Origin of the sequence: Desertihabitans brevis (assembly GCF_003327535.1) — a bacterium.
Classification (GTDB): Bacteria; Actinomycetota; Actinomycetes; order Propionibacteriales; family Propionibacteriaceae; genus Desertihabitans; species Desertihabitans brevis.
On the sequence record NZ_QOUI01000017.1, the window covers coordinates 1 to 15,296 of the forward strand.

Genomic DNA, 15,296 nt, shown 5'->3' on the forward strand with positions numbered 1-15,296 from the left:
TCTGGGGGCGCCCGCGGCGGGCTCCGGTGCGTCGGCCGGCGCGGCGGGGACGTCGGCCGGTGCGGCCTCGGTCGCGGCGGGGGTCACCACCACGGCCGCCTCGGAGCTGCTGCTCGGGGCGCCGGCGGCGCGGCTGGCGCTGCGGCGCCGCCGCGCGGGCTTGGTCGGCTGCGACGCCTGCTCCTCGGTCGCCGGCTGGTCGGCGGCCGGGCCCTCGGTGGTCGGGGGGACGGGATCGTGGTCGGACATCCGAACTCCTCGCTCGGACCACCCGCGGGTGGTCCGCGTACGCTGCGGCGGCCGGGGCCTGCCGCAGAAAGCTGTTGGCGCGTGGAGCGGGCCGCGCCCGTCGACCCTCCCGCGGTCGTCGTCCGGAGCGGACGGACGTCGCGGTGGAGGCCTCCGGTGTCACGCGCTGTCGCACCCGACGACGCGGTCTCGGCTCCACGAGAGGGCGCCGGCGGCGCCCCTACCTGCCGGCCATCTTCTCACAACAGGCCAGCCGGACCCACATCGACGCCACGCCCGGACGCCGCGCGGCTCAGGCCGTGGCGTACCCCGCCGGGGACGGCGAGCCGGCGTCCGCGGCGCCGTTGGGCGCTCCCGGCGCGGTGATCCGCCGCATCCGGGTGCGGGCGAAGATGCGGTCGATGAGCACCGCGGTGAGGGCGAGCACCAGCACCTGGATGAGCACCGCCGGGGAGGCCGTGCCGACGCCCCGCTCGAAGGTGCTGTCCATCTGCCCGGTCAGGATCGTCACGACGAAGGCGATGACGTTGTTGACCACGTGCAGCGCGATCGCGGCCTCCAGCCCGCCGGTGCGCCAGCAGAGCACGCAGGCCACCATGCCGAAGCAGAAGTAGTAGACGTTGAGCCACGGGTCGAGCGCGGCGTGCAGGAACATGAAGACCACCGAGGAGACCACCGCGCCCACCAGGAAGGACACCCGCGGGTCGGGCACCCAGGCGGCGACCGCCCGGTTGAGCGTTCCGCGCAGCCCGTACTCCTCACCGGCGGCCTGCAACGGGGTGGTCAGCAGCACCAGCACGAGCCACAGCACCACGTCGGTGCCGACCCACTCGACCGGGCTGAGCACGAGCTCCACCACGGTCACCGCCAGCAGCACCGGGAGGGTGACCGCCGTGCAGATCGCCAGCCAGCGCCAGCGCAGACCGCCCTGCACCGAGGAGAGCCAGCGGGGGGTCTGGCCGTACACGGCCCACTGGGCCAGCATCCCGAGCGGGATGAGCGAGGCGAGGACGAGGTTGTTGGCGGTGAACAGCCCGGGCGTCAGCGACAGCGTGAACGACTGCAGGTCGGCCACCTCGAGGCGTCCGGTCAGCAGGTCGACGACGATGCCGGCCAGCGAGAGCCCCACGCTGAGGTGGATCGCGCCGCCGACCACCAGGGCCACCACCGCCAACGGCTTCCACCAGGCGTGGGAAGGGGTCCGGTAGAACTGGTGGTACGCCCGGGACTCCACCGGCAGCGCGGGTGGCTCGGGCGCCCGACGCACCTCGCCGGCCGGCGGCGGACCACCGGCAGCCGGCGCCGTCCCCGCCGCCCACGACGGCTGCGGGACGGGGCCCGGGCCTCCTGGTGCCCACGGGGCCGGGACACCCGTCGGCGCACCGGCAGGAGGCCCCCCAGCGGGTCGGCCCGGTGGCAGAGGAGCGGGCGGCCCGGGCTGGTCGACCATCAGGCCCGGCCCTCGACCGGCTCCAGCTCGGGGAACCACAGGGCGATCTCGCGCTCGGCCGACTCCGCGGAGTCCGAGCCGTGCACGAGGTTCTCCCGGTTGGACAGGGACAGGTCGCCGCGGATCGTGCCCGGGGCGGCCTTGCGCCCGTCGGTGGCCCCGTTCATCAGCCGCACCGTCTCGACCACCTGGTCGCCGGTGAGCACCAGCGCGACCGAGGGACCGGAGGTGACGAAGGCGCGCAGCGGCGGGTAGAAGTCGCGCTCGAGGTGCTCGGCGTAGTGCTGGTCGGCCAGCTCGCCGCTGACCTGCACCTGCTTCATCGCCACGATCTGCAGGCCCTTGCGCTCGAACCGGGACAGCACCTCCCCGACCAGTCCCCGGCGCACCGCGTCGGGCTTGATCAGGACGAAGGTGCGGGGAAGCTCACTCATGTCCGGCACCCTAGCGGGAGCCGGTGACGCCCTGCTGGTCCAGCCGTTTGCCCAGCACGAAGGTCACCAGCCAGAGCAGGGCGAAGAACCCGCCCATGACGAACATCGCCGAGGTCGCCAGGCCCAGCAGCACCGCGACCAGCTGGGTGAGGTGGCCCAGCAGCTGGCCGAGCGGACGGCGCAGGGTGGCCGCGCTGAGCACCGCCAGCAGCGCCGCACCCACGCACAGCCCGACCGCCAGACCCACCGGGACCTGGCTGACCTGGATCATCACGAAGATCGCCAGCCCGAACACGATCACCTCGAAGGCGACCACCGCGACCAGCACCTTGGTCATCGGGTTGCCCGGGCGCAGCAGCAGGGGCGAGTCGGTCACCGGACCGTCCCGCCACCGAGGTCGGGGCCGTCGGCCTCGCCGAACTGGCCGGAGTCCGCCACCTCCAGCAGCGGCTCGCCCGGCTGGTCGTCCTCCGAACCGGGGCGCACCAGCAGGGTCCGGGCTTCACCGACCGCGATCACCGAGCCGGTGACCAGCACGCCGGGGACCGGGCCACCGTCGGCCTCGGCCAGCGCGACCGCGCGCTCCAGGGCGGCGTCCATCCGGGGCTCGACATGCACCCGCTCCGCCCCGAACCGGGACGCCACCACCTCGGCCAGCTCCTCCGCGGGCATCCCGCGCGAGGTCGAGGCCACCTGGGTGACCACCACCTGCTCGAAGCTCTCCGTCCACGCCTCGACGATGCCGTCGACGTCCTTGTCCCCCATCACCGCCAGCACCCCGACCAGCGGGTGGAAGTCGAAGGCCTCGGCCAGTGCGGCGGCGGTGGCGCGGGCGCCGTGCGGGTTGTGGGCGGCGTCCAGCACGATGGTCGGCGAGCGGCGCACCACCTCCATCCGCCCGGGCAGGCGGACCGCGTCGAAGCCCTGCTGGATGACGTCGGGAGCGAGCGCCTTCATGCCGAGGAAGGCCTCCACCGCGGCCACGGCCAGGGCGGCGTTCTGCGCCAGGTGCGCGCCGTGCACCGGCAGGTGCAGGTCGCCGACCGGGCCCTCGGCGCCGTTGATCCGCAACACCTGGCCGCCGACCGCGGGGGTGCGCTCCAGCAGCCCGAAGTCGACGCCCTCACGCTGCACCAGCGCGCCCACCTCCATCGCGCGCTCCAGCAGCACGGTGGCCGCCTCCACCGGCTGCCCGGCCAGGACGGCCATCGCACCGGGCTTGATGATCCCGGCCTTCTCGCGCGCGATCTCGGCCACGGTGCCGCCGAGCAGGTGGGTGTGGTCGAGGTCGATCGGGGTGATCACCGCCACCGAGCCGTCGGCGACGTTGGTGGCGTCCCAGGTGCCGGCCATGCCGACCTCGAGCACCACGACGTCGACCGGGGCGTCGGCGAAGGCGGCGAAGGCCATCGCGGTGACCACCTCGAAGAAGGTCATCGCGACACCGTCCAGCCGCTGCTCGTCGACCATCGCCACCAGCGGCTCGATCTCGGTCCAGATCTGGTCGAAGCGCTCGTCGCTGATCGGCTCGCCGTCGATGCTGATCCGCTCGTTGACCCGGCTCAGGTGCGGGCTGGAGAACCGTCCGGTGCGCAGCCCGCTGGCGCGCAGCAGCGACTCGATGACGATCGCGGTGCTGCCCTTGCCGTTGGTGCCGGTGAGGTGGATGACGGGTGCCGCCTTGTGCGGGTCGCCCATCAGCTCCAGCAGCGCGGTGATCCGCGCCAGGGACGGCGCCACCCGCTGCTCGGGCCACCGGGCGGTCAGCGCGGCGGTGATCTCGGCGTGGCTGCTGCTCACTGGTCTCCTGCTTCTCGCGGGGCTGCCGGGACGGCCGTCGTGCGGCCCGTCCCGATCCGCCACTGTACCGACCGGGGGCCGTCGGCGTCCGGGCTGCGGGACCCCGCCCGAGCGGACGGGAGCAGGACGCGCCGCTCGTTCGTTGCCAGGACGACGGCCCACGGTGGTTGACGATGCAACTATGCTCTGCGCCGGGCAACGCCGTCCGAGCCACGACCTCCGACCCCCGACTCCCCGAGGAGACCCCATGAGCAAGCGGACGCAGCAGCCGAAGGCCGGTGGCCGGCGGGAGCAGCTGCGCCAGCAGGCCGCCGCCGAGGCGGCCCGCAAGCGCCGCCAGCGGGTGCTGATCGCCGTGGTCGCCGTGGTCGTGGCCGGGGTGGTCGCGGTCGGTGCCGTGGTCGGGGTCAACCTGGCCCGCAACTCCGCCGCGGGCAACCTGACGCCGCCGAACGCGAACGCCGACCAGACCGGGATCATCGCCAACCCGGGAGTCGCCCCCGAGGGCGCGCCGGTGCTCACCATCTACCAGGACTTCCAGTGCCCGGCCTGCAAGCAGATGGAGGACGCCCTGGGCGCCACCATCGAGCAGATGGCCGCCGACGGCACGGTCGTCCTGGAGTACCGGACGATGACCTTCCTCGACAACAACCTGCGCAACGACGCCTCCTACCGCTCCGGGGTGGCGGCGGCCTGCGCGGACGTGGCCGGCAGCTACCAGGCCTACTACGACGTCATCTACGCCAACCAGCCCGCCACCGAGGGCGCCGGCTACTCCGACAACGTGCTGCTCAACGACTTCCCCGCCCAGGCCGGGCTGACCGGTGAGGCCCTCGAGACCTTCAAGTCCTGCTACCGCAGCGAGGCCACCGGGGAGTTCGTCCGCGGCACCGACCGCGAGTCCACCGCCGCCGGTGTCCGCAGCACGCCGACGGTCCGGGTGAACGGCAACGACTTCGACATCTCGCCCTACTACTCCAACCCGCAGGGGCTGCCGGCGGCCGTCCAGGCCGCCGCCGCCTGACCGGTCGTCGGGCTGCCGGCGACACACCGCGCGGCGGGCGGTCGGCTGAGGCGCGCCACTAGAATGCGGGGGTGAGCCTCCGAGCCCCGGGAGCCGCGTCACCGGCGTCGGACCGCGGACCGGCGGCGCGCCACCGCCGCGCCGCCGCCCTGGGGTGTGCGCTGGCCGCGGCGGCGGTCTGGCTGCTGGGCGTCCCGGCGCCCGTCTCCGCCGATGGGGACGAGGACGTCCGGGCCGAGGTGGTGGCCTTCGTGGACGCCCGGACCGGCCGCGAGCTCGGCAGCGTCGAGGAGGGCCAGGAGTTCTGGGTGCGCTACGCCGTCGACAACGAGTTCGCCCACCCGGTCGAGGTCACTGCGGTGACGTCGTGGATCAACAGCTCCAGCGACTGCGTGGTGACGACCGTGGGCAGCCGACCAGGCGTGCTGCCCGAGCCGGTCGCCCCCGGCGGGTCGGCCGAGGGCGAGGACACCAGGGTGTTCGTCCGCGACGGGGCCTGCGTGTCGGAGCTGGAGTGGGAGTCCGGGGTCGAGTCCGAGCGGGTGCCCAGCAGCGTCTCGGTCACGGCCGACGACCACGACCACGGCGAGTCGACCCGGCTGGAGGCCGAGGTGAGCAGCCGCTGGTCGGAGACCCCGGGCTCGGTCGAGTTCACCGTGGACGGCCGGGTGCGCGGCCAGAGCCGGGTGCGGCAGGGTACCGCCGTGCTGACCCTGCCACCGGAGACCATCGACCCCGGCCCGCACAAGGTGCGGGCCCGCTACCGCCCGGCGGGTGACGGTCCGGCGGGGTCGACCTCGACCACCACCGCGTTCGAGGTGGAGCGGGTCGACGAGGGCTCGGCCACCGAGCTCGACGTCCGCAGCGGGCGCTTCGACGAGCCGGTGCGGCTGCGCGCCGACGTCTCCCCCGCCGACGCCGAGGGCCGGGTCCGTTTCGAGTTCGACGGCGGCGCCCGGACCGAGAAGGTGACGCTGCGCGACGGCCGGGCGCTGCTCGAGATCGATCCCGGGGAGCTGTCGGTCGGCGAGCACGACGTGGTCGCCACCTTCACCTCCGCCGACGACGACCTGGCCGGCTCCAGCTCGGAGCGGGAGACGTTCGAGGTGCGGCAGGTGCCGACGAGCCTGGACACCGAGGTGGCCCCGGCGCAGGGCCGTCCCGGCGGGCCGCTGACGGTCTGGGGCCGGCTGGTGGTCGGCGACGGCCGGGCGGCACCGCCGGAGGGGTCGCGGGTCGACGTCCTGGACCGGGAGGGCGACGAGCTGGGCACGGCCCGGCTGGACGGGCGGGGCGCGTTCGAGGTGAGCGCCCGGGTGCCCGAGCTGGTCGAGCCCGGCCAGTTCGCCGTCTTCGTCAGCTACCCCGGCACCGCCAGCCACGCGGGGGCGCTGGACGAGCACGCGGTGGAGGTCGTCGCCCCCCGGCCCTCGACCACGCCGACTCCCACGCCGTCGGCCACCCCGACGCCGACTCCGGACCCCACCGCGTCCCCCACCGAGACCGAGCCGTCGGGCGCCACGCGCACCGGGACGCCCGAGGCCGCCCCGCCGTCGCCGGAGCCGCCGCCCCGGGCGGCGCAGGACCGCCCGCTGCGGATCCCCGCGGCCCTCGGGCTGGGCCTGGTGCTGCTCTCCACCCTGGCCGCCTCGTGGCGCCCGTGGAGCCGATGAGCGCCGCGACCGGTCCGCACCGTCCAGCGGTGACGATCCGGCCTGCCACCAGCGCCGACGTCGAGGCCATCACGACGATCTACAACCACGCCGTGCAGCACACCACCGCCAGCTGGGACCTGGAGCCGGTGACGACCGCGTCGCGGCTGGCCTGGTTCGAGGAGAAGCTGGGCGAGGGCTGGCCGGTGCTGGTGGCCGAGGTGGACGGTGCCGTCGTCGGCTGGAGCACCATCGGGCCCTTCCGCCCCAAGGACGGCTACCAGTACACCGTCGAGCACAGCGTCTACGTCGCCGAGGGCCAGCGCGGTCTCGGCCTCGGCCGGGCGCTGGTGGAGCCGCTGATCGAGGAGTGCCGCCGCCGCGGCGTGCACGCGATCGTCGGCGGTCTGGACGCGGCCAACGAGGCCAGCCTCGCCTTCCACCGCCGCCTCGGCTTCGTCGAGTCCGGCCGCCTCCCCCAGGTCGGCCGCAAGTTCGACCGCTGGCTCGACCTCGTCTTCACCGTCCTCGTCCTCGACTGACTCCCCGCCCCACCACCCGCGGTTCGAGGTGATGCCGCGCGCCTGGGTGTGCGCTATCACCTCGAACGAGCAGAGGGAGGGAGGCAGCGGGACGGGCGGCGGCCAGCCGACGTGCACCGCTGGCCTTCCGCGCACGCGAGGCGGGGCAGGAGCCCGACGCCGGATCCGACGGGACGTGCCCCTTACGCGCTCTTCTCGCGCTTGGCGAGCTCGGCGCGGGTGACCAGGGTCGGCTCGCCGCCGTCGGTGACCGTCGCCGCGGTGATGACCACCTGGGCGATCTCGGTGTTGCTCGGCACCTCGTACATGACGTTGAGCAGGGTCTCCTCGAGGATGGCCCGTAGCCCGCGGGCGCCGGTCCCCCGCTCCAGCGCCAGGTCGGCGATCGCCTCCACGGCGTCGGGGGTGAACTCGAGGTCGACGCCGTCGAGTTCGAAGAGCTTGCGGAACTGCTTGATCAGCGCGTTCTTCGGCTCGGTGAGGATCTGGATCAGCGCGTCCTTGTCGAGCGGGCTGACCGAGGAGATCATCGGCAGCCGACCGATGAACTCGGGGATCAGGCCGAACTTGTGCAGGTCCTCCGGACGCACCTCGCTGAACGGGTCGGTCGACTTGGGGGCGCGGGCGGCCTCGTCGTTGTTGAAGCCCAGCGGCCGCTTGCCGACGCGGCTGTTGATGATCTGCTCCAGACCGGCGAAGGCGCCGCCGACGATGAACAGCACGTTGGTGGTGTCGATCTGGATGAAGTCCTGGTGGGGGTGCTTGCGCCCGCCCTGCGGCGGCACCGAGGCGGTGGTGCCCTCGAGGATCTTCAGCAGCGCCTGCTGCACGCCCTCACCCGACACGTCCCGGGTGATCGACGGGTTCTCGCTCTTGCGCGCCACCTTGTCGATCTCGTCGATGTAGATGATGCCCGTCTCGGCCTTCTTGACGTCGAAGTCGGCGGCCTGGATGAGCTTGAGCAGGATGTTCTCGACGTCCTCGCCGACGTAACCGGCCTCGGTCAGCGCGGTGGCGTCGGCCATCGCGAAGGGGACGTTGAGCATCCGGGCCAGGGTCTGGGCCAGGTAGGTCTTGCCGCAGCCGGTGGGGCCGATCAGCAGGATGTTGGACTTGCTGAGCTCGACGCTCTCGTCCTGCCCGGCGGCCCGCCGCGGCTGGGTGGCGGTCTGGGCCTGGACCCGCTTGTAGTGGTTGTAGACGGCCACCGCCAGCGCCTTCTTCGCGCTGTCCTGGCCGATCACGTAGGTGTTGAGGAACTCCCGGATCGCCTGCGGCTTGGGCAGCTCCTCGAGCAGCCCCGTGTCACCGCCCTCGGCGAACTCCTCCTCGATGATCTCGTTGCAGAGGTCGATGCACTCGTCGCAGATGTAGACGCCCGGTCCGGCGATGAGCTTCTTGACCTGCTTCTGGCTCTTGCCACAGAAGGAGCACTTGAGCAGGTCCCCGCTCTCTCCGATCCGCGCCACGTCTGGTTCCTCCCCTGCGAAGTGGTCCTCACCCTAACCCGGCGGACGGTCCGTGCCACGGACTTTCGTCCGCCGGGTCGGTGAGGCTGTCAGCTGTCGAGATCCTTCATCGTCCCCAGGATGTCGTCGATGATCCCGTACTCCTTGGCCTCCTCGGCCGTCAGGAACTTGTCGCGCTCGATGTCGCGGGAGACCGTCTCCACCGACTGACCGGTGTCGCGAGCCAGCATCCCCTCCATCTGGGAACGGATCCGCAGGATCTCCTTGGCCTGGATCTCCAGGTCCGAGGACTGCCCGTAGCTGCCCTCGGTGGCCGGCTGGTGGATCAGGATCCGGCTGTTGGGCAGGGCCAGGCGCTGCCCCTTGGCCCCGGCGGCCAGCAGCACCGCGGCCGCCGAGGCGGCCTGACCGAGGCACACGGTCTGCACCGGCGGCTTGATGTACTGCATGGTGTCGTAGATGGCGGTCAGCGCGGTGAAGGAGCCACCGGGCGAGTTGATGTACAGCTGGATCTGGCGGTCGGAGTCCATCGACTGCAGAGCGAGCAGCTGGGCCATCACCGCGTTCGCGACGTCGTCCATGATCGGCGTGCCGAGGAAGATGATCCGGTCCTCGAACAGCTTGGTGAACGGGTCGACCCGGCGGATGCCGTAGGACGTCCGCTCCTCCCACTGGGGGATGTAGTAGTTCATGTCCGGCGAGACCGGCGGGGTCGAGCCCCCGGAGGCGCTCATGCGGATGGCCTGGCTGATGTTCATGTCGCCGCCCCTCACTGGTTCGGGCCCTCGGAGCGCACCTGCGCGGCGCGCTCGTAGACCTGGTCGATGAAGCCGTACTCGAGCGCCTCCTCGGCGGTGAACCAGCGGTCGCGGTCGGAGTCGGCGTTGATCTGCTCCACGCTCTGGCCGGTGTGCTCGGCGATCAGCTCGGCCATGACGCGCTTGATGTGGAGGGACTGCTCGGCCTGGATCCGGATGTCGGAGGCGGTGCCGCCCAGACCACCGGAGGGCTGGTGCATCATGATCCGGCTGTGCGGCAGCGCGAAGCGCTTGCCCCGGGTGCCGGCGCTGAGCAGGAACTGCCCCATCGAGGCCGCCAGGCCCATGGCCACGGTGGCGACGTCGTTGGAGATCCACTGCATGGTGTCGAAGATCGCCATGCCGGAGTCGACCGAGCCGCCCGGGGAGTTGATGTAGAGCCAGATGTCCTTGTGCGGGTCCTCGGCGTTGAGCAGCAGCATCTGCGCGCAGATCGCGTTCGCGTTCTCGTCGCGCACCTCCGAGCCGAGGAAGATGATCCGGTTGGCCAGCAGCGACTGGTAGACGTTGTCGGTCATGCCGAAGTTGGCGCCGTTCGGACCGGCGGCGCGCAGAGGTTCGGCGCCGACCGCGCGGATGGGATCGTGCAGGGTCTCGTTCACGGGCTCGACGCTACCGTCCGCCCCGGACAGATCGGAGGCGACGGACGCGCTGTTCGCCCACAGCGCACCAGCCCCGGACCCAGAGCTCCGGCCGGTCGGGTCCGGGGACGCCGAGGGGCGACCGGTGGTGCACCGGTCGCCCCTCGGAACGTGCTGGACGGTCCGCGGACCGCCTCGTGGTGTCAGGCTCAGCGGGCCTCGGTCGACTCCTCGGCGGTCGCCTCGTCGGCCGGGGCGGCGTCCTCGGAGCCGGCGTCCTGGGCCTGCTCCTGCTCCGCGCCCGGCTCGCGGATCGAGCCGTCGTCGGCCAGGTTGGCCAGCTCGATCCGCTCGCCGGTGGTGTCGGTGACGGTGGCCTCGCTGACGATGAGCTCCAGCGCCTTGCCGCGGCGGATCTCGGTCATCCACTCCGGCAGGTGGTTGTGCTCCATCATGTGCTGCATCTCCTGCTCCGGGGAGCTGCCGCTCTGCTGGGCCCGGCGGAAGATGTACTGGGTGAGGTCGTCCTGCTCGACGCCGACCTCGCGCTCGTCGGCCACCTGGTCCAGCAGCAGCTGGGCCTTGAGGGCGTCTGCGGAGCGCTTCTCGACCTCGGCCCAGAACTCCTCGGGAGTCTCGGCCTCCTCGGCGTCCTCCGACTCCTTGAGGTACTGCTCGAGGTCCATCCCGGCCTGGGACAGCTGCTGCTCGATCTGCTGCTTGCGCGACTCGAGCTCGCTGGTGCGCAGACCCTCCGGCAGCTCGATGTCGAGCTCGCCGACCAGAGCCTCCAGGACGGCGTCGCGGGCCTTGGCGGCCTGCTCCAGGCGTGCCCCGTCGCCCATCCGCTTGACGACGTCGGCGCGCAGCTCCTCGGCGGTGTCGAACTCCGAGACCATCTGGGCGAAGTCGTCGTCGAGCTCGGGCAGCTCCTGCTCCTGCACCTTGACGACGGTGACGTGCACGTCGGCCTCGGTGCCGCGGGCGGCGCCGCCGACCAGGGTGGAGGTGAAGTCGGCGGACTCACCGGCCGACAGCCCGGTGATGGCCTCGTCCAGGCCGTCCAGCATGCCGCCGGCACCGACGCGGTAGGTGAGGCCGTCGGCGGTGGCGCCCTCGATCGGCTCGCCGTCACGGGTGGCTCGCAGGTCGATCGAGACGACGTCGCCCTCAGCGGCGGGACGCTCCACCTCGTTCAGGCTGGCGAACCGCTCACGCAGCTGCTGCAGCTGCTGCTCGACCGCCTCGGCCGGGACGTCCAGGGCGTCCACCTCGACCGAGACCGCGGAGAAGTCGGGCAGCTCGAACTTCGGCCGCACGTCCACCTCGGCGGTGAACTCGATCTTGTCGCCGTCCTCGAGCTTGGTGACCTCGACCTCGGGCTGGCCGAGCGGGTTGATCTCGGCCTCCTGCACGGCCTGGCCGTACAGCGCCGGCAGCGCGTCGTTGATGGCCTCCTGCAGCACCATCCCGCGGCCGAAGCGCTGGTCGATCACCATCGGCGGCACCTTGCCCTTGCGGAAGCCCGGGATGGTCACCTGGTCGGCGATCGACTTGTAGGCCTTGTCCAGGCTCGGCTTCAGGTCGGCGAAGGGGACCTCGACGGTGAGCTTGACCCGGTTCGGGCTCAGCTCCTCAACAGTGCTGGGCACAGATACTCCTCGTGGACGGTGCGCGGGCACGCCGAAAGCGGGCGCCCGCAAGTGCGCGGACCAGCCTACTGCCGCCACCGGGGCCCGGCCAATCCGTGCGAGCGCCCCGCACGGCCCTCAGGCTAGACTCACGCCCGTTCCCGTGTGGGAACTCCGGGGCGTGGCGTAGTGGCTAGCGCGCCTGCTTTGGGAGCAGGAGACCGCAGGTTCGAGTCCTGTCGCCCCGACACCCTGTGCCGCCGTCGCCGTTGCGGCGTGTCCGCCCTCCGGCGGCCCTCCCCTGCTGCACCGTGGGAGCAGGCCCGTCCCTGCGGGCGACCGCCGCGCCACCTCCGCACGGGTGAGCCGGACGCACGGTGATGCACAGCTGCCGGCCCCGGCCCGGCCAGCCCGACCGGGCCGGGGGCCGGCCGGCGGGCGTCGTTGCTTCGCGTGGTCGGCGGCGGTCGTCTACAGTGGCACCGCTGCCGCGGCAGCATCGCGGGTGTAGCTCAATGGTAGAGCCCCAGTCTTCCAAACTGGCTACGCGGGTTCGATTCCCGTCACCCGCTCCGAACACATGCAGTCGGGTGGGACGACCAACGCCCGGACACCGCCGGCTCTGGACGTCGAAGCCTCACCTACGGCCACACCCTCTGAGTTCTTCCTCACACCGCCCTCGACTCGACGCCGAGGATCCGATGACAGGCCTGAGAGATGACCGCGGCCCGGAGAGCGGGTTCTACGGACGGCACGATCTGCGCCATCTGGGGGACGAGAAGCCGCCGGACCGCGTAGTGCCGGCCCTGCGGTCTGCTGTTGAGGGCCCATTGCCGGCCCCCGATGGTCGCCTACTCGACGCAAGGGCCTTGTCAATATATTTGACGTGTGACAGGTTGGTTGGACCCACCCAGGAGAGACAACACGCCCTGAACCCCCAGGAGCAGTGATGCACCGCAAATTTCGTCGTGGCGTCGGAACTCTCTCGATCGCGGCGTTCATGTTAAGTGCCGGTATCGCGGGACCTGCAGTCGCAGACGGGAGTACCGACGAGATCGTGAAACGTGCCGAGTCCCGTTCTGGCGATAGAACCGCAGACGTCATCGCCGAGGCCCCGAAGCTCGGTGTCAGTGGTGACGCCGCCACGCTCGAGGTAGGGAGTCAAGACCTCGAAATATCCTTTGGGAGAGTGAGCGCACCCTCTGTCACCCGCGAGGGAGAGCACAGCACAGTCGACGGGGGCGACACCGATTACGTGGTCGACGCTCTGGACGAGTCGACAACCCGCTTCTCTGCGGTGATGAAGCATGGTGCCGCGAACCCATCTTGGACCCTCGCAGGAGACTTCGAGCTTCTGCCCATCGCTGATGGCCGCGTGTCAGTTCTCGACGCCGACGGCGAGGTGGTGCTCGGCATCGAGGCACCGTGGGCGGTGGATGCCGCTGGAGAAGCGATCCCGACTCGCTACGCAGTCGACGGTCGAACGCTCACGCAAGTCGTAGAGACCGATGCCTCCACGGAGTTCCCTGTGGTTGCGGACCCGACCTTCAAGGTGCTTCCCGGCTACGTGCGAGTGGGATTCAGCCGCTCCGAGAGCTTCAGCGCCGTGGGGTCCGTTGCAAGTTGCACTGCCCTCCTCTCGAAGTCGCCTCACCCGGTCGGTAAGGCGCTCGCCGTCGGGTGTGGCGCTCTCGCTGCCTACAGCGGGGCACAGCTCGCAGGCGGTAAGTGCCTGAGTATCAAGGTCGTCGGTGTGCCGCCGGCGATTACCTGGTGGCCGTCCTTCCCGCAGTGCTGAAATGGTGGTCAACGTGATTCTCATTGCTGTGGCCGGAGTAGTAGTCGGTGGCTTGAACGCGGCCCTGCCGAAAATCCCAGGTGTTCTGGTAGCCGTAGCGTTTGCAGGGGTGTGGCTCGGCTCCCTTGCTCTCGCGATGAGAGGCGGAGTGTCCGATGCCGAAGCGGCGTCGTTGGGCTACGGACTCCTTACAGGGGTCGTCGGCTTTTTCGTCGGATCGGTTCTTCTTCGTGCGGTGAAGAGTCGGATGACTTCGTCCGCGACGACCCGGTCGACCTGACAGCTGCCTCGTTGGCTCCAGTCCCGGCTGCGACGGCGGGGCTGGAGCCTGTCAGTTCTCCATGCGGACGCGAACCTCGTTGGAGCTCCCGCATCTAGCCCCGAGCGGTTGCGCGAAAGCGCTGCGGCGGGCCTGGGCGCTTGAGGACCCCTGATTGCGATCGAGCCCCTCAGGCGCCACCCGCTCCTAGCCCGCCCGTGCCGCCGGCTGCCCGTCGGCGTCGAGGCGGAAGACGGGCCAGCCGATCTCGGTTCGCCAGGCGTCGGGGTCCGCGGTGTCGCGGGGACCGACCAGGTAGGTCTCGTGCACCCGACCGGTGACCGCGAGCAGGTGCCGGCTGACCCACGTCCCGAGCCGGCCGTAGCTGACGTCGACGGTGTCGTGGTCACCGACGTGGGTGAGGACGGCCAGCTCCACCGCGGGCAGCACCCGCTCCCGCACCCGACCCCGCACACGGACCGGTCCGTCGACCGGCAGGTGGACCAGCGCGCGGCCGCGGCCGCCGGTGAACAGCGCGTCGTCGTAGAGCCCGCCGGGCGGCCCGGCGGGCTGGTCGACGACGGCGTCCAGCTCGGCCATCGCCCCGGCGTACCAGGCCGGCACGTCGTCGGCGTCGACGGTCGCCTCCACGGCGGCCACCCGGCGTGCGGGCACCGACCGCAGCTCCGCCGGCACCTCGCCCTCCTGCGGTTCGAGCAGGCGCTGCAACGAGGCGACGGCCGACCGGGTGCGCTCGAGCTGGTCCTGGAGGCGTCCGAGGTGGGCCGAGACCAGCGCGGAACGCACCTGCGGGTCGGGTGTGCGCAGCACCCGGTGCACGTCGGGCAGCGGGACGTCCAGCTCGCGCAGCCGGTGGATGATCTGCGCGACCGGGATCTGCTCCACGTCGTAGTAGCGGTAGCCGGAGCTCGGGTCGACCTCGGCCGGCTCCAGCAGACCGGCCTCGTGGTAGCGCCGGAGCGTCCGGACGCTGAGGTGGGTGTGCCGGGCGAAGTCACCGATGCTGAGCAGGGTCGTCACGACACCCACTCTGGACCCTCCCCCGGGGAGAGGGTCCAGCAGTTGACCCGCGCGCCGCGGGAGGGCCCACGGTGGGCGCAGCGACGTCGACCGACGACGTCCCCCGCCGTCCGGCCCGTCCGGCGACGCAGACGACAGGAGGAACCATGACGACAGCGAGCACGACCGGCGCCGACCAGCTGCCGGCGGTCGTCCGCCGCTACCTCGACGCCCACGACGGCGGCGACGGCGCGGGCGCCCTCTCCGCCTTCACCGAGCAGGCCGTGGTGGTCGACGAGCAGCGCACCCACCGCGGCTCCGAGGAGATCCGGGCCTGGCTGGAGGAGACCTCTGCGGCGTTCAGCTACACCGCCGAGCTGGTCGCGGTCGAGCGCACCGACGACCGGCACTGGACCGTCGTGCAGCACCTCACCGGCGACTTCCCCGGCGGGGAGGTCGACCTGCGCTACCGGTTCACCCTGGAGGCCGACCGCATCGCGGCGCTACCCATCGCGCCCTGAGCCAGCCGACGCACCCGTGCCGGACGAGAAGTGTCCGGTGCGGGTGTC

14 protein-coding genes, 2 tRNA genes and 1 pseudogene are annotated in these 15,296 nt (G+C 71.8%); 7 read left to right on the plus strand and 10 right to left on the minus strand.

What is annotated here, in order from left to right; translation table 11 throughout:
• The 5 genes and pseudogenes from DT076_RS18760 to DT076_RS18780 all read right to left on the minus strand — a co-directional run.
• Positions 1 to 249, minus strand: a pseudogene (locus tag DT076_RS18760) (hypothetical protein); the annotation flags it as partial.
• A gap of 292 nt (positions 250 to 541) precedes the next feature.
• Positions 542 to 1,483: a CPBP family intramembrane glutamic endopeptidase gene (locus DT076_RS18765; protein ID WP_158548207.1), complete on the minus strand. Its 942-nt coding sequence runs from the start codon at positions 1,481 to 1,483 to the stop codon at positions 542 to 544.
• Positions 1,484 to 1,698: 215 nt separating this feature from the next.
• Complete coding sequence (gene ndk / locus DT076_RS18770; protein ID WP_114128256.1) at positions 1,699 to 2,133, minus strand: nucleoside-diphosphate kinase; 435 nt, start codon at positions 2,131 to 2,133, stop codon at positions 1,699 to 1,701.
• 10 nt (positions 2,134 to 2,143) lie between these two features.
• Entirely contained in the window at positions 2,144 to 2,470 is a 327-nt protein-coding gene (locus DT076_RS18775; protein WP_114128257.1) for a DUF4233 domain-containing protein, read from the minus strand.
• 35 nt (positions 2,471 to 2,505) lie between these two features.
• Positions 2,506 to 3,933, minus strand: coding sequence for a bifunctional folylpolyglutamate synthase/dihydrofolate synthase (locus DT076_RS18780; RefSeq protein ID WP_233494077.1), 1,428 nt, complete (start codon positions 3,931 to 3,933; stop codon positions 2,506 to 2,508).
• A gap of 247 nt (positions 3,934 to 4,180) precedes the next feature.
• On the opposite strand from DT076_RS18780, the gene DT076_RS18785 reads away from it, so the two are divergent.
• The 3 genes from DT076_RS18785 (at position 4,181) to DT076_RS18795 (ending at position 7,151) form a co-directional block, all read left to right on the plus strand.
• Positions 4,181 to 4,957, plus strand: coding sequence for a DsbA family protein (locus DT076_RS18785; RefSeq protein ID WP_158548208.1), 777 nt, complete (start codon positions 4,181 to 4,183; stop codon positions 4,955 to 4,957).
• Between the two features lie 71 nt (positions 4,958 to 5,028).
• Complete coding sequence (locus tag DT076_RS18790) at positions 5,029 to 6,630, plus strand: Ig-like domain-containing protein (protein WP_114128238.1); 1,602 nt, start codon at positions 5,029 to 5,031, stop codon at positions 6,628 to 6,630.
• Positions 6,631 to 6,659: 29 nt separating this feature from the next.
• Entirely contained in the window at positions 6,660 to 7,151 is a 492-nt protein-coding gene (locus DT076_RS18795; protein WP_114128260.1) for a GNAT family N-acetyltransferase, read from the plus strand.
• Between the two features lie 182 nt (positions 7,152 to 7,333).
• Here the strand turns inward: DT076_RS18795 and clpX are convergent, their stop codons facing one another.
• The 4 genes from clpX to tig form a co-directional block, all read right to left on the minus strand.
• On the minus strand, positions 7,334 to 8,620 hold the full coding sequence (gene clpX / locus DT076_RS18800) for an ATP-dependent Clp protease ATP-binding subunit ClpX (protein ID WP_114128239.1): 1,287 nt from the start codon (positions 8,618 to 8,620) through the stop codon (positions 7,334 to 7,336).
• Between the two features lie 89 nt (positions 8,621 to 8,709).
• Positions 8,710 to 9,378, minus strand: coding sequence for an ATP-dependent Clp protease proteolytic subunit (locus tag DT076_RS18805; RefSeq protein ID WP_407642751.1), 669 nt, complete (start codon positions 9,376 to 9,378; stop codon positions 8,710 to 8,712).
• An 11-nt stretch (positions 9,379 to 9,389) separates the two neighbouring features.
• Positions 9,390 to 9,956, minus strand: coding sequence for a ClpP family protease (locus DT076_RS18810; protein ID WP_114128262.1), 567 nt, complete (start codon positions 9,954 to 9,956; stop codon positions 9,390 to 9,392).
• 272 nt (positions 9,957 to 10,228) lie between these two features.
• Positions 10,229 to 11,671 (minus strand): trigger factor, encoded by a 1,443-nt coding sequence (gene tig, locus DT076_RS18815; protein ID WP_114128240.1) that lies wholly within the window; start codon positions 11,669 to 11,671, stop codon positions 10,229 to 10,231.
• Positions 11,672 to 11,825: 154 nt separating this feature from the next.
• Between tig and DT076_RS18820 the strand changes: the two genes are divergently transcribed.
• From DT076_RS18820 to DT076_RS18830, 3 genes are all read left to right on the plus strand, one after another.
• Positions 11,826 to 11,898: transfer RNA gene (locus DT076_RS18820), tRNA-Pro, on the plus strand.
• Positions 11,899 to 12,151: 253 nt separating this feature from the next.
• Positions 12,152 to 12,222: transfer RNA gene (locus tag DT076_RS18825), tRNA-Gly, on the plus strand.
• 485 nt (positions 12,223 to 12,707) lie between these two features.
• The gene (locus DT076_RS18830; RefSeq protein ID WP_158548209.1) at positions 12,708 to 13,448 is read left to right on the plus strand and encodes a hypothetical protein; all 741 of its coding nucleotides are present in this window, start codon (positions 12,708 to 12,710) and stop codon (positions 13,446 to 13,448) included.
• Between the two features lie 466 nt (positions 13,449 to 13,914).
• Here the strand turns inward: DT076_RS18830 and DT076_RS18835 are convergent, their stop codons facing one another.
• Entirely contained in the window at positions 13,915 to 14,748 is an 834-nt protein-coding gene (locus DT076_RS18835) for a MerR family transcriptional regulator (protein ID WP_233494078.1), read from the minus strand.
• A gap of 146 nt (positions 14,749 to 14,894) precedes the next feature.
• On the opposite strand from DT076_RS18835, the gene DT076_RS18840 reads away from it, so the two are divergent.
• Complete coding sequence (locus DT076_RS18840; RefSeq protein ID WP_114128242.1) at positions 14,895 to 15,248, plus strand: nuclear transport factor 2 family protein; 354 nt, start codon at positions 14,895 to 14,897, stop codon at positions 15,246 to 15,248.
• Positions 15,249 to 15,296: the final 48 nt, after the last annotated feature.